Source organism: Amycolatopsis lexingtonensis (assembly GCF_014873755.1).
In the GTDB taxonomy this organism is placed as follows: domain Bacteria; phylum Actinomycetota; class Actinomycetes; order Mycobacteriales; family Pseudonocardiaceae; genus Amycolatopsis; species Amycolatopsis lexingtonensis.
On sequence record NZ_JADBEG010000001.1, the window covers coordinates 5,607,760 to 5,624,515 of the forward strand.

General features: G+C 71.9%; 15 protein-coding genes. 6 read left to right on the top strand and 9 right to left on the bottom strand.

Annotated features, from left to right (window positions below; all coding sequences use genetic code 11):
* Positions 1 to 31: 31 nt before the first annotated feature.
* Positions 32 to 1,309: a glycosyltransferase family 4 protein gene (locus tag H4696_RS25140; RefSeq protein WP_086861606.1), complete on the top strand. Its 1,278-nt coding sequence runs from the start codon at positions 32 to 34 to the stop codon at positions 1,307 to 1,309.
* A gap of 11 nt (positions 1,310 to 1,320) precedes the next feature.
* Here the strand turns inward: H4696_RS25140 and H4696_RS50890 are convergent, their stop codons facing one another.
* The 3 genes from H4696_RS50890 to H4696_RS25150 form a co-directional block, all read right to left on the bottom strand.
* On the bottom strand, positions 1,321 to 1,449 hold the full coding sequence (locus H4696_RS50890; protein ID WP_264086328.1) for a hypothetical protein: 129 nt from the start codon (positions 1,447 to 1,449) through the stop codon (positions 1,321 to 1,323).
* Positions 1,450 to 1,567: 118 nt separating this feature from the next.
* The gene (locus H4696_RS25145) at positions 1,568 to 2,347 is read right to left on the bottom strand and encodes a class I SAM-dependent methyltransferase (RefSeq protein ID WP_086861607.1); all 780 of its coding nucleotides are present in this window, start codon (positions 2,345 to 2,347) and stop codon (positions 1,568 to 1,570) included.
* Between the two features lie 56 nt (positions 2,348 to 2,403).
* On the bottom strand, positions 2,404 to 2,862 hold the full coding sequence (locus H4696_RS25150; protein WP_086861608.1) for a nuclear transport factor 2 family protein: 459 nt from the start codon (positions 2,860 to 2,862) through the stop codon (positions 2,404 to 2,406).
* Positions 2,863 to 2,952: 90 nt separating this feature from the next.
* Here H4696_RS25150 and H4696_RS25155 point away from each other — a divergent pair, with 90 nt between their 5' ends.
* Positions 2,953 to 3,486 carry a TetR/AcrR family transcriptional regulator gene (locus H4696_RS25155; RefSeq protein WP_086861609.1) on the top strand — a complete coding sequence of 178 codons (534 nt, stop codon included), beginning with the start codon at positions 2,953 to 2,955 and terminating at the stop codon, positions 3,484 to 3,486.
* Here the strand turns inward: H4696_RS25155 and H4696_RS25160 are convergent.
* Complete coding sequence (locus H4696_RS25160) at positions 3,477 to 4,334, bottom strand: hypothetical protein (protein WP_086861610.1); 858 nt, start codon at positions 4,332 to 4,334, stop codon at positions 3,477 to 3,479. The genes H4696_RS25155 and H4696_RS25160 overlap by 10 nt on opposite strands.
* A 10-nt stretch (positions 4,335 to 4,344) precedes the next feature.
* Positions 4,345 to 4,836: a SigE family RNA polymerase sigma factor gene (locus H4696_RS25165; protein WP_086861611.1), complete on the bottom strand. Its 492-nt coding sequence runs from the start codon at positions 4,834 to 4,836 to the stop codon at positions 4,345 to 4,347.
* A gap of 143 nt (positions 4,837 to 4,979) precedes the next feature.
* Here H4696_RS25165 and H4696_RS25170 point away from each other — a divergent pair, with 143 nt between their 5' ends.
* Complete coding sequence (locus tag H4696_RS25170) at positions 4,980 to 8,558, top strand: S8 family serine peptidase (RefSeq protein WP_192782522.1); 3,579 nt, start codon at positions 4,980 to 4,982, stop codon at positions 8,556 to 8,558.
* Positions 8,559 to 8,676: 118 nt separating this feature from the next.
* Here the strand turns inward: H4696_RS25170 and aceB are convergent, their stop codons facing one another.
* A complete protein-coding gene (aceB, locus tag H4696_RS25175) occupies positions 8,677 to 10,284 on the bottom strand; it encodes a malate synthase A (protein WP_086863669.1) in 1,608 nt (535 codons plus the stop codon).
* Between the two features lie 93 nt (positions 10,285 to 10,377).
* A complete protein-coding gene (gene aceA / locus H4696_RS25180) occupies positions 10,378 to 11,658 on the bottom strand; it encodes an isocitrate lyase (RefSeq protein ID WP_086863668.1) in 1,281 nt (426 codons plus the stop codon).
* A 228-nt stretch (positions 11,659 to 11,886) separates the two neighbouring features.
* On the opposite strand from aceA, the gene H4696_RS25185 reads away from it, so the two are divergent.
* On the top strand, positions 11,887 to 13,311 hold the full coding sequence (locus tag H4696_RS25185; RefSeq protein ID WP_086863667.1) for a short-chain fatty acyl-CoA regulator family protein: 1,425 nt from the start codon (positions 11,887 to 11,889) through the stop codon (positions 13,309 to 13,311).
* A 42-nt stretch (positions 13,312 to 13,353) separates the two neighbouring features.
* Here H4696_RS25185 and H4696_RS25190 read toward each other — a convergent pair whose 3' ends face one another.
* On the bottom strand, positions 13,354 to 14,334 hold the full coding sequence (locus H4696_RS25190; RefSeq protein ID WP_086863666.1) for a hypothetical protein: 981 nt from the start codon (positions 14,332 to 14,334) through the stop codon (positions 13,354 to 13,356).
* Entirely contained in the window at positions 14,331 to 14,819 is a 489-nt protein-coding gene (locus H4696_RS25195; protein WP_086863665.1) for a SigE family RNA polymerase sigma factor, read from the bottom strand. Before H4696_RS25195 ends, H4696_RS25190 begins: the two co-directional genes overlap by 4 nt.
* A gap of 88 nt (positions 14,820 to 14,907) precedes the next feature.
* Here H4696_RS25195 and ilvA point away from each other — a divergent pair, with 88 nt between their 5' ends.
* Together ilvA and H4696_RS25205 are read left to right on the top strand one after the other, a co-directional pair.
* Entirely contained in the window at positions 14,908 to 16,164 is a 1,257-nt protein-coding gene (gene ilvA / locus H4696_RS25200) for a threonine ammonia-lyase IlvA (RefSeq protein ID WP_192782523.1), read from the top strand.
* A gap of 21 nt (positions 16,165 to 16,185) precedes the next feature.
* Positions 16,186 to 16,755 (top strand): NADAR family protein, encoded by a 570-nt coding sequence (locus H4696_RS25205; protein WP_086863663.1) that lies wholly within the window; start codon positions 16,186 to 16,188, stop codon positions 16,753 to 16,755.
* Position 16,756 lies beyond the last annotated feature (1 nt).

Below are 16,756 nucleotides of genomic sequence, written 5' to 3' on the forward strand. Positions count from 1 at the left end.
GAGCGTTCTGACTCGCGAGTAACCTCTGCCCATGCGTGTGCTGATGCTGTCGTGGGAGTACCCGCCAGTGGCCATCGGAGGCCTGGCCCGGCACGTGCACGCGCTCGCCACCCACCTGGCGCGCCAGGGCCACGACGTCGTCGTGCTGTGCCGCCACGCCGCCGGCACCGACGCCGGGACGCACCCGCGCAGCGACCGCGTCGTCGAGGGCGTGCGGATCATCCGGGTCGCCGAGGACCCGATGCACGTGACGTTCGAGCGGGACCTCGTCGCCTGGACGCTGGCCATGGGGCACGCCATGATCCGCGCGGCCCAGGACCTGCTGCGCACCTGGCAGCCCGATGTCGTCCACGCGCACGACTGGCTGGTCGCGCACCCGGCGATCGCGATCGCCGAGGCCGCGCGGGTGCCGCTGGTCGGCACGATCCACGCGACCGAGGCCGGCCGGCACTCGGGCTGGCTGTCGCACCCGCTGAACCAGCAGGTGCACTCGGTCGAGTGGTGGCTGGCGAACCGCGCCGACGCGCTGATCACCTGCTCGCAGGCCATGCGCCGCGAGGTCGCGTACCTCTTCGAGGTCGAAGCCGCCGACGTCACGGTGATCCACAACGGCATCGAGGAACGCGGCTGGCAAGTGCCGGCGAAGGAGATCGCCCGCGCCCGGGAGGTCTACAGCCCGGCCGGCGCGCCACTGTTGCTCTACTTCGGACGGCTCGAGTGGGAGAAGGGCGTGCAGGACCTGCTCGCCGCGCTCCCCCGCATCCGGCGCCGTCACCCCGGCACGCGCGTGGTCGTGGCCGGAAAAGGACGACACTTCGACGAGCTGGTCGAACAGTCGCGGAAGCTGCGGGTGCGGCGCGCGGTCGACTTCGTCGGGCACCTCTCCGACCGCGACCTGCGTGCGGCGCTGGCCGCCGCCGACGCCGTCGTGCTGCCCAGCCGGTACGAGCCGTTCGGGATCGTCGCTCTGGAGGCCGCGGCCGCGAAGGCGCCGCTGGTGGCGTCGACCGCCGGCGGGCTCGGCGAGGTCGTGGTGCACGGCGAGACCGGGCTGGCGTTCAGCCCCGGCGATGTCGCGGAATTGACCAACGCCGTGACGGCGGTGCTCAGCGACGCGCCGGCCGCCGCGAAGCGGGCGAAAGCGGCGCAGTCCCGGCTGGCCGCGGACTTCGACTGGAGCCGGATCGCCGAGGCGACCGCCGACGTCTACCGGCGGGCGAAGCCGGCCGAACCGGTGGAGCTGCCACGGCCGAAGATCGCCACCGGCAACGCGTTCGAGCCGGTCCCGGCTGGGATCCCGGAACTGTAGGTAGCGACCGCTCAGAAGCGGCAGGGCCGGACGCAGTCCCGCTGCGCCGCGACGGGTCCGGCCGGGGTCACCACGGCACCGTAGGAAAACGACAACACGACGAAGAGCGCGGCGACGGCCGTTCTCAACCTGCTGGTCATGGGGACTCCTCGGGGGCGACGGCGCGACGGGCGCCTCGCAGTGAGCATCCGCGCCGCTGTCCGGGGAAACAACGAGCGGAACAGTAGGGGTGCCTACGCAATCGCGATACGTGACCGGTCAGCGGGTTCCGGTGAGGATCCGCACCCGGACCGCCTCGCGGAGCGGCCCGTGCGGAGCTACCGCCGTCCGGACCCGGTCGGTGAACGCCGGCCGCGCGCCGGGGGCGGGCAGTTGCTCGGGGCTCATGGCCGAAAAGACGCCACCGACGATCTCTTCGACGGTCAACGTGGTCGCGTATTCGACAACCCGCTGTTCGACGGCGTACCCGGCGGCCGAGAGTGCCGCCGCGTAGCGCTCCTGGCTCGCCTCGTCCGTGCCGCACGTGCTGTGCAGCGGCGTCCCCAGGTACGCCGAAACGACGCCCCGCAGCGCGGCCGACCACGCGGTGTCCTGAAGCCACAGCGGTTCGCCGTTCGTGACCACCGCGATCCCGCCGCCGGGACGCAGCAGCGGGCGCGCGTCGGAAAACAGCCGTTCGTGGTCCATCCAGTGCAGCGCTTGCGCGACCGTCACCGCGGCCAGGCGGCCCTGGCCGAAAAGCGGCAACAGCGCGCTGACGTCGGCGTCCGCGCCGAGGAGCCAGCTGACGTTCGGCAGCGAGGTGGCCCGGCGGGCCTGGTCGAGCATCGCCGGCTCCGGGTCCATGCCGAGCACCGCGCCCGCCCGGCCCGCCAGGACGCGGGTGAGCTGGCCGGTGCCGCAGCCGAGGTCGAGGACGACGTCGTCGCGGGTCAGCGCGAACGCCGCGGCCAGCTCGTCCGCCGCTTCGGGCGGGTAGCCGCGGCGGAACCGCTGGTAGAACTCGCTCACTTCGCCGCCGAACGCCGGTGTCGTCATTTTTCGACCATGCCCCCGGCGCCGGAAGAAAGGGGCGCGTTCCGCTCAGGGCGGAGCTAGAACACCGGCAGCAGGACGCCGTGTTCGGACTCCAGGCGCGGGCCGAAGATGCGGCGGTCGGCCTCCTCGATCGGGACGTCGTTGATGCTCGCCTCTCGCCGGCGCATCAGGCCCTCGTCGCTGAACTCCCACAGCTCGTTGCCGTAGCTGCGGAACCACTGGCCCGCCGCGTTCCGGGACTCGTACTGGAACCGGACGCCGATGCGGTTGCCGCGGAAGCCCCACAGCTCCTTGCGCAGCGCGTAGTCCAGCTCGCGCTCCCACTTCGCGGTCAGGAACCGCACGATCTCGGCGCGGCCCACCACGTGCCGGTCGCGGTTCCGCCAGACCGAGTCCTCGGTGTAGGCGAGCGAGACCTTCTCCGGATCGCGGGTGTTCCACGCGTCTTCGGCGGCCTGGACCTTCTTCCGGGCGGTGTCCTCGTCGAAGGGCGGGAACGGGGGTCGCGGGGTCATGACAGCTCCTTCCGGACGCGGAGAACGTGCGTTCTCCGGTACGTCCGCTACCGTAGAGAACGCTCATTCTCCGCGCCAGGGGCAGGTGACATGAATTCCACGGAGGCGACCGGCCGGCTGCTCGAAGCCGCCGAAGAGCTCTTCTACGCGCACGGCGTGCAGGCGGTCGGGATGGACGCCGTCCGCGAGCGCTCCGGCGTCTCGCTCAAACGCCTCTACCAGTGCTTCCCGGCGAAGAACGACCTGGTCGAGGCCTACCTGCGACGCCGGGACGAGCGCTGGCGGAAGTCGTTGCGCGATTTCGTCCACGACCGCGGCGACGACCCGCTCGCCGTCTTCGGTTGGCTCGCGAACTGGTTCGCCGAACCCGGCTTCCGGGGTTGTGCGTTCATCAACTCCTTCGGCGAGTTCGGCGAACCGGCGCCCGGTATCGCCGCCGCGATCCGGCTGCACAAGGACGAAGTCCGGGCGTACCTGCGTGGTCTCGTTTCCGACCACCGGCTCGCCGACCAGCTGTTCGCGCTGGTCGAGGGCGCGACCGTGCTCGCCGCGATCACCGGTGACCCGGGCGAGGCGAACACGGCCCGCGAAGCCGCGAAGGTGCTGCTGGCCGCTCAGGGGTAGAGCGTCAGGCCCGGGTCGAGCGCGATCTCCGTGAGCTGCGCGAGGCTCAGCGGCGGCGACGGCATGTCGGGCGGGCCGCCCCGCTTCGCGTCTCCGGCCACGTTCTCCGCCGAGAGGATGATGCCGGTGCCGTCGGGTTTGGTGACGTCCGATTGGTACATCGTCGGGCCGCCGGGCAGGAGCAGCGTCGACTCGACGATCGTTTCACCGTGCGGCCCGGTCCGGCGCTGGCACGACCCCTCCGTGCGCTCGGGCGGGGGCGTGCACTCGGTGCTGGGCGTCGCGTTGCCGCCCAGCCGGGTGACGATCGCCATGACGTTGCCCTTGCGCTCCCCCTTCGCCGTCGTGGCCGCCGACATGAAGTAGTCCTCGCCGCCGCTGCACGTGCTTTCGTGGGGCACCGGCGCCGAAAAGACGTGGAAGAAGGCCAGCGGCCCGTGCGCGACACCCTTCGGGTAGACGCCGTGTTCGTGGGGACCGAGCGTCGAGCCGGCAGTCAGCCGCTGCTCGACGGCGGCGGTCAGCACCGTCGTGAGCCGGCTCGACGCGGCCGTCGAGGTCTCCGGGATCGGCGCGCCGGTCTGCGGCGGGTAAGGCAGCACCGCGCAGGGATTCTCCGACGGCGGCTTGCTCGCCGCCGGCGGCACGAGCTCCGGCGCGGGATCCCCGGGCAGGAACGCCAATGCCGCCCCGACGGCGACCGCCGCCACGCCCGCCCCCGCGGCGGTCCACGGGTTCGCCACGCGGCGCACCCGCGCCCGGCGGCGTTCCCGGTCCAGCACCGCCTCGACGTCCACTGTGGACGGCGGCACGACGCCGATCGCCGTGTCGAACTGGTCCTTGCTCATAGCGCCTCCTTCAGCTCTGGCTCGCGGCGACGAGCGCGCGCAGCGAGTCGAGCCCGCGCGCGGTCTGGCTCTTCACGGTTCCGGGTGAACACTCGAGGACCTCGGCGGTCTCCTCGATCGACAGGTCGCAGTAGTAGCGCAGCACCACGGCGGCCCGGCGCCGCGGCGGCAGCGCGTCGAGCAGCTCCAGCAGGCCGAGCCGCTCGACGACGTCGTCGGTCGGCAGCACCGCCGGCTCCGGCAGCGTGTCCGCCGGTTCCTCGCGCCGCCACGCCCTGGCCTTCTCGTCCAGCCACGTCCGCACGAGGATGCGGCGCACGTACGCGTCGAGGTGCTCGACGCGCCGGGCGCGCGGCCAGTGCCGATACAGCTTGCCGATCGTGATCGACACCAGGTCGTCGGCGAGGTGCCAATCCCGGCACAACAGGTAGGCCGTGCGGCGCATGACCTCCATCCGCGCCGTCACGTAGTCGCGGTACCCCGCTTCTTCGGATCGTTTCACCGATTCCTCCTCGTCGCCCCCAACACCCGGTGGAACGGGGTGCGCGGCCCCCGGGGTTGCTCCGGGATCGAAATCCGGGCAACCCGCGGGCGCGCCGGGGCCGTTCCACGAGCCGAGGGACCCCGACAGTGAGGAACCATCCCATGAGGAAACCGATCACCGCGGTCGTCGCGGTGACCCTGGCCGCGGGCGTGCTGACCGCACCCGGCGCGGCGGCCGCCCCAGCGGACCGGCCATCCGTCGCGCCGACGCGGATCACGCTGGTCACCGGCGATCAGGTGCTGGTCAGCGGCGCGGACGTCCGCGTGCTGCCCGCCCGCCGCGACCGGCCGGTGCCGATCCGGCAGTACGTCCGGCACGGCGACCAGTACGTCCTGCCCGGCGACGCCGCCGGGCTGGTTCGCGCCGGGCGGCTCGACGAGCAGCTGTTCAACGTCACCGGCCTGCTGCGCCAGGGCTACGACGACGCGCGCACCCCGCACATCCCGCTGCTGGTCCGTCAGGCCGGCCCGGCGCTCGCGGCGCGGACCGGCGTCACCACCCGGGCCGCCGCGCTCGGCTACACCGCGCTCGACGAGCCGAAGTCCGGCGCCGCGGCGTTCTGGAACCGGCTCGCCACCGAACCCGCCACGCTCGCGGCGGGCGGCGCGAAGGTGTGGCTGAACGCGAAGGTGCACACGAGCCTCGACCAGAGCGTGCCGCAGATCGGCGCGCCCGCGGCGTGGCAAGCGAGCCTGACCGGTCGCGGGGTGCCCGTCGCGGTGCTCGACACCGGGATCGCCGGCACGCACCCGGACCTGGCCGGCCACGTGGTGCTGAGCAAGGACTTCACCGGCAAGGGCAGCGTCGAGGACGGCGCCGGGCACGGCACGCACGTCGCTTCGACGATCGCCGGCACCGGCGCCGCGTCCGGCGGGAAGTACAAGGGCGTCGCACCCGAAGCGTCGCTGGCCGTCGGGAAGGTCCTCGACGACTACGGCGACGGCACGCTCGACATGGTCCTGGCCGGCATGCAGTGGGCGGCGGCAGAAGCGCACGCCCGCGTCGTGAACATGAGCCTCGGCGGCGGGCCGTCCGACGGGACCGATCCGCTGTCCGAAGCCGTGAACACCTTGTCCCGGCAGTACGGCACGCTCTTCGTCGTCGCCGCGGGCAACTTCGGCTCGGACGAATCCGTGTCGAGCCCGGCCGCGGCCGACGCGGCGCTCGCCGTGGCCAGTGTGTCCAAAAAGGACGTCCTCAGCCCGTTCTCCAGCCGTGGCCCGAGGATCGGCGACGGCGCCGCGAAGCCGGACGTCGCCGCGCCCGGCGAGGCGATCACCGCGGCCTGGCCCGGCGGCGGCTACCAGGCGCTGAGCGGGACGTCGATGGCGACGCCGCACGTCGCGGGCTCGGCCGCGATCCTCGCCCAGCAGCACCCGGACTGGACGGCGGACCGGCTCAAAGCGGCCCTCACCAGCACCGCGGACCAGGTCGACGCCGGACCGGCCGCGGTCGGCACCGGCCGCGTCGACGTCGCCCGCGCGACGGCCACGACGGTCACCGCCACCGGCAGCGCGTCGGCGTACCTCCCGTGGCCCAACCGCGGGATGACGAAGAAAGCCACTGTCACCTGGTACAACTCCGGCGCCACCCCGGTCACGCTGACGCTCGGGGCGTCCGTCGAGGGCGTGAGCTTCCCGGCGAGCGTCACCGTGCCCGCCGGGGGCAGCACCCCCGTCGAGCTGACCTTCACCGCGCAGGACGGCCACCCGGGCACCCGCTCCGGCATTCTGACCGCGAGCGGCGACGGCGTCACCACCCGGACCGCGCTGTCGCTGCAGCAGGAAGCCGAGACCTACGACCTGACCGTCGGCCTCGTGGACCGCGACGGCAAACCGTGGGCGCCGACGGGCTACCCGCCGGTGACGATCATCGACCTGGACACCGGCGCGCTCACCCAGGGCGAGCCGGGCACGTTCCGGCTGCCGCGCGGCCGGTACGTCGTCAACGGCGTCATCGAAACGCCGCGGCCGGGCCAGGAGCCGTCGTACAGCTTCCTCACGCACCCCGAACTGGTGCTGGACCACCCGGTCACGCAGACCTTGGACGCGCGCGACGGCAAGCCGGTGTCGCTGGAGCCGGACAACCCGGCCGCGCGCGGTGGCACGCAGAGCGTCCAACGGCTGAGCCGGATCACGAGCTGCGCGTGCGTCTTCGCCGACGGCTTCGACCTCGATCCACGGTTCCACGAGGCATTCGCCGCGACGGTCCCGGGTACGTCGTCGGCGACTTTTGCCTTCAGCCAGGAACGCCGGGCCACCGAGCCGGACCTGGAACTGACCGCCGACGACGGGCAGCCGTTCGCCGTCCGGGGTGTCTGGCTGGATTCGGCCGCGCCGGCCGGAACCAGCACGCTCCCGGTCCTGTTCGGCGGTGGGGGCACACCCGAGGACCTGGCCGGGATCGACGCGCGCGGCAAGCTCGTGGTCGTCCGGCTGCCGCTCGGCATCCGGATCGACGAGGCGTACCAGCGGCTGGTGAACGTCGAGAACGCCGGCGCGAAACTCGGCGTGGTCACGCTCGACGGCGGCGCGGCCGGGACCACGGTCCTCGGCGGCGGGTTGCCGACGCTGCACCTGCCGGTGGTCTGGGGCGGGTTGAGCGTCACCGCGCGGCGGTTCACGGAGCTGGCGAAGACAGGCCACGCCTCGGCGACGGTCGTCAGCCGGCCCTTTCCGCGCTTCCGCTACGAACTGGGCGACGGCATCGAGGGGCAGGTGGCGGCCCCGCGGGTGCAGCGGCCGAAGACCGGCGACCTCGCCGAAGTGCGCACCGCCTACCACGACAACGTCCCCGGCGAGGTCCGGTACGTCGCCGGGCGCGAGTTCTTCGGCCGGCTGGTCGGGTACGGCTACACCGAACCTGTTGCCGCGCAACAGGAACGCGTCGAGTACTACTCCCCCGGCAAGTGGGACAGCGTGTGGACGTCCGGGTTCCGCGGTGAGCTGACCGAGAACCTCGACCTGGCCGCGGGAAAGAAGTACCAGCTCAGCTGGAACAAGGCGGTGGCCGGGCCGTCGCTGCGCGGGCTGACCGTGACGCACACGGGCGAGCAGCCGCGGCCGTGGGCGTGGCGCAAGGACGGCGTCTTCGACCTGTGGCTGCCGCTGTTCGGCGACGCCGCCGGCCGTCCCCGCAAGCCCGAATCCAGCGCCGGGGACACGGGTTCGGTGACTCTCACGAAGGACGGCGTCGCGATCCCCGTGGAGCCGACGGGCGAACCGACGCTGGCGAGGATCCCGGTGCCGGACGCCGACGGCGGCTACCGGCTCACCGCCGAGGTGCACCGGCACCAGGACTGGTGGCCACTGTGGACGGATGTCGCCGCGGAGTGGGGGTTCCGTTCCGCGGCCGCCGCGGACGGCCAAGCCTTGCCCCTGCTGACGGTCCGGTTCGCGCCGGCGGTCGACCTGCGCAACAGCGCCCCGGCCGGCCGGGTCTTCACGTTCCCGGCTTTCGTCGAGCGGCAAGGCGGCGGCACCGGGACGAAGCTGGCCGTCGAGGTCTCCACCGACGACGGACGCACCTGGCAGCCTGCGCCGGTGCTCCGGACCGGCGACCACTGGACGGTCGCCGTGCGGAACCCGGCGGGCGGGTTCGTCTCGCTGCGGGCGAGCGCGGCCGACGAGCGCGGGAACACCGTGCGGCAGACAGTGATCCGGGCGTACGCGGTGGGCTGAAAATGAACCGGTCCCGGTGGCGGGGAGCCGCCGCCACCGGGACCGGTCCGGACCCACACCATCCCAACAGTGTGGAATCCGCCCGCCCCTCGTCAGGTAGGGGCGGGCGGGGCCCCTGCTACCGGGCGTCCGTGAGGTACCGCGCGTAGGCACCCGTGGTGAGGAAGCTCGGCAACTTCTCGCCCAGCGCGGTTTCGGTGAAGATCTCGTACGCGTCGTCGAGGCGGTTGCCCGCGCCCAGCTCGGCGCGCACCGACGCGAGTTCCTCGTCCAGGTACTCGACCGCCAGCTCGCGAGTCAGCGCGGTGCCGTCCTCGAGCTTCGTGCCGTTGCGGATCCACTGCCAGACCTGGCAGCGCGCGATCTCCGCGGTGGCCGCGTCCTCCATCAGGTTGTGGATCGCCGCCGCGCCGGTGCCGCGCAGCCACGCGTCGACGTACCGCAGCGCCACGTTGATGTTCGCGCGCACGCCCGCTTCGGTGACCTCACCACCGGCGCTGGCCACGTCGAGCAGGTCCTCGGCGGTGACGTGGACGTCTTCGCGCAGCTTGCCGAGCTGGTTGGGCCAGCCGCCGAGCACGTCGTCGAAGACCTCGCGGCAGATCGGGACCAGGCCGGGGTGCGCCACCCAGGAGCCGTCGAAACCGTCGCCGGCCTCGCGTTCCTTGTCGGCGCGGACCTTCTCGACGGCGGTCGCGTTGACCTCCGGGTCCTTGCTCGGGATGAACGCGGCCATGCCGCCGATGGCGTGCGCGCCGCGCTGGTGGCAGGTGCTCACCAGCAGCTCGGTGTAGGCCCGCATGAACGGCACGGTCATGGTGACCTGCGCGCGGTCCGGCAGCACGAAGTCGGCGCCGTGCGCGGCGAAGTTCTTGATCATGCTGAAGATGTAGTCCCAGCGGCCGGCGTTGAGGCCCGCCGCGTGCTCGCGCAGCTCGTAGAGGATCTCGTCCATCTCGAACGCGGCGGTGATCGTCTCGATCAGCACCGTGGCGCGGATCGTGCCGCGCGGGACGCCCAGCTCGCGCTGCGCCATCAGGAAGACGTCGTTCCACAGCCGCGCTTCGAGGTGGTTCTCCAGCTTCGGCAGGTAGAAGTACGGGCCGACGCCGCGGGCGAGCAGCTGGCGCGCGTTGTGGAAGAAGTACAGGCCGAAGTCGACCAGGCTCGCCGACACCGGGCGGCCGTCGATGCGGATGTGCTTCTCCACCAGGTGCCAGCCGCGCGGGCGCGCGACGATCGTCGCCGGGTCGTCGCCGATCGTGTAGTGCTTGCCGGCCTCGGTGGTGAAATCGATGTTGCGGCGGATGGCGTCGAAGAGGTTGAGCTGGCCGTCGATGACGTTGTGCCACGTCGGCGAAGTCGCGTCTTCGAAGTCCGCCAGCCAGACCTTCGCGCCGGAGTTCAGCGCGTTGACCGTCATCTTGCGGTCGGTCGGGCCGGTGATCTCGACGCGGCGGTCTTCCAGGCCCGGCGCCGTCGGGGCGACCTGCCACGACCGGTCTTCGCGGATGTGACGCGTCTCGGGCAGGAAGCCGAGTGGCTTCTCGCCGGACTGAAGTTCCTCGCGCCGCGTGCGGCGGGCGTCGAGCAGCTCGCGCCGGCGACCGGCGAACGTGTTGTCCAGCTTGGCCAGGAAGTCGAGTGCCGCCGGGGTGAGGATCTCCGCGAACCGGCCCTCGACCGGCCCGGTGACCTCGATGCGGTAGTTCAGCCGATCAACCATGGGGTGCCTCCACGAGCTGTGCAGGAAGGAAAGAAGGGAGGGACGCGGCCTGACGACGGGAGGGGGGGTGCCGCCGTCAGGCCGCGGCCGGGATCAGTGGAACTGGGCTTCTTCGGTGGAGCCCTTGAGCGCGGTGGTCGAGCTCTCCGGGTTCAGCGCCGTCGCGACGTTGTCGAAGTAGCCGGTGCCGACCTCGCGCTGGTGCTTGGTGGCGGTGTAGCCGCGGCTCTCCGAAGCGAACTCGCGCTCCTGCAGGTCGACGTAGGCGGTCATGCCCTCGCGGGCGTAGCCGTGCGCCAGGTCGAACATCGAGTAGTTCAGCGCGTGGAAGCCGGCCAGCGTGATGAACTGGAACTTGTAGCCCATGTGGCCGAGCTCGCGCTGGAACTTCGCGATCGTCGCGTCGTCCAGGTGCTTCTTCCAGTTGAACGACGGCGAGCAGTTGTAGGCCAGCATCTGGTCCGGGAACTTCGCCTTGATCGCCTCGGCGTACTTGCGCGCCACCTCGAGGTCGGGCTCCGAGGTCTCCATCCAGAGCAGGTCGGCGTACTGGGCGTAGGCCAGGCCGCGCTCGATGCAGGGCTCGATGCCGTTGCGGACCTCGTAGAAGCCCTCGGCGGTGCGGCCGCCGGTGAGGAACTGCTGGTCGCGCTCGTCGACGTCGCTGGTCAGCAGCGTCGCGGCCTGCGCGTCGGTGCGGGCGACGATCAGCGACGGCACGTTCAGCACGTCCGCGGCGAGGCGGGCGGCGTTCAGCGTGCGCTCGTGCTGCTTGGTCGGGATCAGCACCTTGCCGCCGAGGTGGCCGCACTTCTTCTCGGACGCGAGCTGGTCTTCCCAGTGCACGCCCGCGGCGCCGGCCGCGATCATGCCCTTCATCAGCTCGAACGCGTTGAGCGGGCCACCGAAGCCGGCCTCGGCGTCGGCGACGATGGGGGCGAACCAGTCGATGTCGGTGTTGCCTTCGGCCCAGTTGATCTGGTCCGCGCGGCCCAGCGCGTTGTTGATGCGGCGGACCACGGCCGGCACCGAGTTGGCCGGGTAGAGGCTCTGGTCGGGGTAGGTCTGGCCGGAGAGGTTGGCGTCGGCCGCGACCTGCCAGCCGGACAGGTAGATGGCCTGCAGGCCCGCGCGGACCTGCTGGACGGCCTGGTTGCCGGTGAGGGCGCCGAGCGCGTGGATGTAGTCCTCGGTGTGGAGGAGCTTCCACAGCTTCTCCGCGCCGCGGCGGGCCAGGGTGTGCTCCTCGACCACGCTGCCGCGCAGCTTGACGACGTCCTCAGCCGAGTAGGAGCGCTGCACGCCCGCCCAGCGCGGGTCGTTCGCCCACTGCGCCGCCAGCTCCGCGGCCGCCTGCTTGGCCTGTTCCGTCATCGGATCTCCCGGTGTTGCGAAGTTTGCGATTGCTCGCCTTGCCTGGTCTGACCCTCACATGCCAGGGGAAATCTGGTCCAGCTGTCCAATTTGCCAATTTGTGCGAAGGGTACGTACGCTCTTTGCAAAGGTTGCGAATCGCCCGGTTCGCAAGTGATCGAAAATCCGCGTTCTTGACCGTTCACGTAACCGTTCAGGGCCGGAAACCTTCCGGGAAGGAGGGCTCGAATGGAGAAGACTTTCGCCGGCGCGCGGTTGCGGCACCTCCGCGAAAGCCGCTCGATGAGCCAGGCCGATCTGGCCCGTGTGCTGGAGATCTCACCCAGTTACCTCAACCAGATCGAGCACAACTCACGTCCGCTGACCGTCCCGGTGCTGCTGCGAATCACGCAGGCCTTCGGCGTCGACACCGAGTTCTTCGCCAACAACGACACCTCCCGGCTGGTCGCCGACGTCAAGGAAGCGCTGCTCGACGAGGTGCTCGGCGTCGACGTCACCACCGGCGAGCTCAACGACCTGGCCACGAACCTGCCGGCGATCGCGCAGGCGCTGGTCAAGCTGCACCGCAGCTACCGCAACGCCGTCGAAAGCACCGCCGCGCTGACCACGGAAAACGGCCTGGGCCTGCACGGCAGCGCCGCCGCGCCGCTGCCGCACGAGGAGGTCCGCGACTTCTTCTACGAGCGCGAGAACTACGTCGCCGAACTGGACGACCGCGCCGAGAAGATGGCCTCGGAGATCCCGCTGCAACGCGGCCAGGTGCTCAGCGCGCTGAAGGAACGGCTCTGGCAGCGCTACGGCGTCGAGGTGACCAGCGACGGCATCGACGAATCGGCCGGCCAGCAGCACCGGTACGAGCCGGTGACGCGGGTGCTGCGGCTGGCGCCGAGCCTGCGGGTCGGGCAGCAGGCGTTTCGCATGGCTTCGCAGATCGCGCTGCTCGAGTACGACGACCTGATCACCGAGCTGGCCGACTCGTGGGCGTTCTCCGGCCCGGCGGCCCGCTCGCTCGCCCGCGTCGGCCTGGCGAACTACTTCGCCGGGGCGCTGATCCTCCCTTATGGACCGTTCCTCGCCGCGGCCGAACGCTTCCGCTACGACATCGAGCGGCTGTGCGACCACTACGGCGTCGGCTTCGAGACCGTCTGCCACCGGCTGTCCACCCTGCAACGCCCCAAGCAGCGCGGGGTGCCGTTCTCGTTCGTGCGGGTGGACCGGGCCGGGAACATGTCGAAGCGGCAGTCCGCGGCCGGGTTCCACTTCTCCCGCGTCGGCGGCGCGTGCCCGCTGTGGAACATCTACGAGGCGTTCACCCAGCCGGGCAAGATCCTCACCCAGATCGCGACCCTGCCCGATGGCAAGAGCTACTTCTGGGTCGCGCGCACGGTGTCGCGCAACATCGGCGGCTACGGCAGCCCCGGCAAGACGTTCACCGTCGGCCTGGGCTGCGAACTGCGCCACGCCGGGCGGCTCGTCTACTCGACCGGCCTGGACCTGGACGAGCCGGCCGCGGCGACGCCGATCGGGATGGGCTGCAAAGTCTGCGAACGCCCGGCGTGCTCGCAGCGCGCGTTCCCGACGATCGGCAAGCAGCTCACCGTGGACGAGAACACCAGCACCTTCGTCCCCTACCCGGCGGTGCCGAAGGGCTGACGACGGCGGCCGCGGCGAGCACACCGCGGCCGCCGGCCGGGCTCAGCCGATCACGTGCGGGGTCCACGTCTTTTCGTCGGGGCCCAGCAGGGTGATCCGGCTCAGGAGCTCCTGCGCCGTGATGCCCGCGGCCTTCGCCTTGTCGATCCCGACGCAGGCCTCGAGCCCGTTCTTCTTCACGCACTTCGGCACGCCGAGGCCGTCCTTGCGGCTCGCACCCGGCGGGGCGACGTTGATCGTCACCAGCGCCCCGTTCGCCGAGTACTGCAGCACCAGCTTCCAGGGGACGCCGTCCTGGTCCGGCCGCCGCGACGTGTAGGCGTCGGACAGGTGGAACGACGGCGGCAGGCTCGTGATGCGCAGCGGCAGCGGCACCCCCTGGTTCGCGAACGTCGCCCCCTCCGCCACCCGCGTCAGCACCTGCTGCAGGTCCGGCCGGGCGAGGTAGTAGGCGTGCAGCTGGGCCCAGCGGCCGTCGGCGGTCGGCCAGCGCAGGTAGCTGTCGCCGTGGTTGAGCGGGTCGTTCGCGTCCGCCGTCACCCAGTGGCCGTCGCGGTCGCCCACGCGCTGCGGGATCGTCTTCGGCTCGCCGCTCAGATCGCGCGGCGGGGCCGGCTCCCGGTCCGAGACCGAAAGCCAGAGCATCGGGGGCAGCTCGCCCCGGCCGATGGCCAGCGTCGTGTCGCCGTGCCCGCCGGCGGCGTATTCGACGCCGGTGACCTCCTCCGGCAGCCAGCCGAAGCTCGACTTGGCCACCAGCGGGTTGTCGGTGGGCGCCGGCGCGACGGGCGCGGGCTGGGGCACCACGGCCGGCGGCGCGGGCGCGGGGTCGGGCCGGAACAGCGACACCGCCGTCAGCCCGCCGGCCGTCACCACGGCGGCGCAGCCCACGACCAGCGCCGTGGTCCGCATCCGGCGGCGGCGTCCCCCGGCCTGGCGCGCGCGGCCGACGTCGATCCGGGACGGCGGGGCGGGCACGTCGGCGAGTTCCTTCAGCTTGGTGGCCAGCTCGTGATCGGTCATGCTCGTCCCTCCCGGATCGGTTCGCCCAGCAGCTCGCGGAGCGCGTCCACGGCCTTCGAGGTCTGGCTCTTGACGGTGCCTTCGGAACAGCCCAGCGCCCGCGCGGTCTCCGCGACCGGGAGGTCGCAGAAGTAGCGGAGGACGACGGTCGCGCGCTGCCGGGCGGGCAGCCGGTCCAGCGCGGCCCGCAGGTCGAGCCCCGCTTCGACGTCCGAGCCGGGCACCGGGCGTTCGCTCTCGGTGCCGCGCAGATCCACCCGCCGCCACCACGACGTCCGCTGCTCGGCGAGGAACGTGTTGACCAGCGTCCGGCGCGCGTAGCCGTCGAGGTTGTCCGCGCGGGAAGCCCGTGGCCAGTTCGCGTAGAGCCGGGTGATCGCCGACTGGACCAGGTCGTCGGCCCGGTGCCAGTCGCCGCAGAGCAGGTACGCGACCTTGCGCAGCCAGCCCGCGCGAGCGGTCACGTACTCGGTGAAGTCGTCCACCGGCGTCCCCCATCCTGTTCGTCACCCCTCTGATGCGCCCGGGAGCCCGGCAGGTTGCCCGGGACGCGCGAGTCGTAGATTCATCGGGGTGCACGACATCGACACGGTGACCGCGGCGACCATCGAAAAGGCCGCCGAGCGGCTGGCCGGGGTGGTGACCCGGACACCGCTGGAGCCCAGCGCGCGGCTGTCGTCCCGGGTGGACGCCCAGGTCTGGGTGAAGCGCGAAGACCTGCAGACCGTCCGGTCGTACAAGATCCGCGGCGCCTACAACTTCATCGTCCAGCTCGACGAAGCCACCCGCGCGCTCGGGGTCGTCTGCGCCAGCGCCGGCAACCACGCCCAGGGCGTCGCGTACGCGTGCCGGCGGCTCGGCGCGAACGGCCGCGTGTACGTCCCGGGCACCACGCCGCGGCAGAAGCGCGAACGCATCGCGACGCTCGGCGGCCCCCACATCGAGGTCATCGTCGTCGGCGAGACGTACGAAGACGCCTTCGCCGCGGCCAACGAGGACGCCCAGCGCACGGGCGCGACGCTGGTGCCGGCGTTCGACGACGTCCGCACGGTCGCCGGCCAGGGCACGGTCGCGTCCGAGGTGATCGAGCAGCTCGGCTTCGTCCCCGACGTCGTGGTCGTCCCGGTCGGCGGCGGCGGGCTGCTCGCCGGCGTCGGCAGCTGGCTGCGCGAACGGCACCCCGACGTCCGGGTCGTGGGCGTCGAACCCGCGGGCGCGGCGTGCATGGCGGCGGCGCTCGCGGCCGGGCACCCGGTGCGGCTGCCCGAGCTGGACTCGTTCGTCGACGGCGCCGCGGTGCGCGAAGCGGGCGCGGTCACCTACCCGCTGATCCGCGACAGCGGCGCCGAGCTGACCGCGGTCGCCGAGGGCGCCATCTGCACCGAGATGCTGGCGATGTACCAGTCCGACGGCATCATCGCCGAGCCCGCGGGCGCCCTGGCCGCGGCGTCGCTCGGGTCCGTGGTCCAGGTGGAGCCGGGGCAGACCGTCGTCGTCGTGGTCTCCGGCGGCAACAACGACGTCAGCCGCTACAGCGAGATCCTCGAACGCTCGCTGATGCACGAAGGGCTGAAGCACTACTTCCTGGTCGGCTTCCCGCAGGAGCCGGGCGCGCTGCGGCGGTTCCTCGAGCAGGTCCTCGGGCCCGAGGACGACATCACCCGCTTCGAGTACGTCAAGCGCACCAACCGCGAGATGGGCCCGGCGCTGGTCGGTATCGAGATCGCGCGGCCGTCCGACCTGCCCGGACTGCTCGCCCGGATGGCCGCGAGCCCGCTGCAGGTGGAGCGGATCGAGCCGGGCAGCCCCCTGTTCCACTTCCTGCTCTGAGGGTTGTGGTCCACTAGGCGGATGGTGAAGGTCGACGGGATCCGCAGTGTCGAGGCGTTGCGCGAAAAGGTCCACGAGGGTGCGGAGCCCGAATACCTGCTGTTCTACGGGCACGCGCCCTCGACGTCCGGGCGGGTGACCGCGAGCTGCCTGAGCCAGTGGTGGCTCGACCCGTTCGAGGACGACGGCGTCGTCTACCCGACCGCCGAGCACTACCTGATGGCCGGCAAGGCCGAGCTGTTCGGCGACCACGAGAAGGCGGAGCTGATCCGCTCGGCGCCCGACCCGAAGACGGCGAAGGTGCTCGGCCGCGAGGTCGCCGGCTTCGACGCGGCCGTCTGGGACCGCCACCGGTTCGACATCGCCGTCGACGGCAACCTGGCCAAGTTCCGGCAACACCGCGACCTGCGCCGGTTCCTGCTCGGCACCGGGGACGCGGTCATCGTCGAGGCGTCGAAGAAGGATCTCGTCTGGGGCTCGGGCCTGGCCCGCGAGGAGAAGAACGCGACCAAGCCGGACTACTGGCGCGGGCTGAACCTGCTCGGCTTCGCGCTGATGGAGGTCCGGGAGCAACTGCGCGCCCGCATCTGAC

Excerpts from the sequence above, each read along its gene's own strand:
- H4696_RS25190 (WP_086863666.1), bottom strand. The coding sequence starts at position 14,334 with ATGACCGATCACGAGCTGGCCACCAAGCTGAAGGAACTCGCCGACGTG.
- H4696_RS25150 (WP_086861608.1), bottom strand. The coding sequence starts at position 2,862 with ATGACCCCGCGACCCCCGTTCCCGCCCTTCGACGAGGACACCGCCCGG.
- aceB (WP_086863669.1), bottom strand. The coding sequence starts at position 10,284 with ATGGTTGATCGGCTGAACTACCGCATCGAGGTCACCGGGCCGGTCGAG.
- H4696_RS25170 (WP_192782522.1), top strand. The coding sequence starts at position 4,980 with ATGAGGAAACCGATCACCGCGGTCGTCGCGGTGACCCTGGCCGCGGGC.
- aceA (WP_086863668.1), bottom strand. The coding sequence starts at position 11,658 with ATGACGGAACAGGCCAAGCAGGCGGCCGCGGAGCTGGCGGCGCAGTGG.
- H4696_RS25185 (WP_086863667.1), top strand. The coding sequence starts at position 11,887 with ATGGAGAAGACTTTCGCCGGCGCGCGGTTGCGGCACCTCCGCGAAAGC.
- H4696_RS25155 (WP_086861609.1), top strand. The coding sequence starts at position 2,953 with ATGAATTCCACGGAGGCGACCGGCCGGCTGCTCGAAGCCGCCGAAGAG.
- H4696_RS25140 (WP_086861606.1), top strand. The coding sequence starts at position 32 with ATGCGTGTGCTGATGCTGTCGTGGGAGTACCCGCCAGTGGCCATCGGA.
- H4696_RS25205 (WP_086863663.1), top strand. The coding sequence starts at position 16,186 with ATGGTGAAGGTCGACGGGATCCGCAGTGTCGAGGCGTTGCGCGAAAAG.
- H4696_RS25160 (WP_086861610.1), bottom strand. The coding sequence starts at position 4,334 with ATGAGCAAGGACCAGTTCGACACGGCGATCGGCGTCGTGCCGCCGTCC.
- H4696_RS50890 (WP_264086328.1), bottom strand. The coding sequence starts at position 1,449 with ATGACCAGCAGGTTGAGAACGGCCGTCGCCGCGCTCTTCGTCGTGTTG.
- H4696_RS25145 (WP_086861607.1), bottom strand. The coding sequence starts at position 2,347 with ATGACGACACCGGCGTTCGGCGGCGAAGTGAGCGAGTTCTACCAGCGG.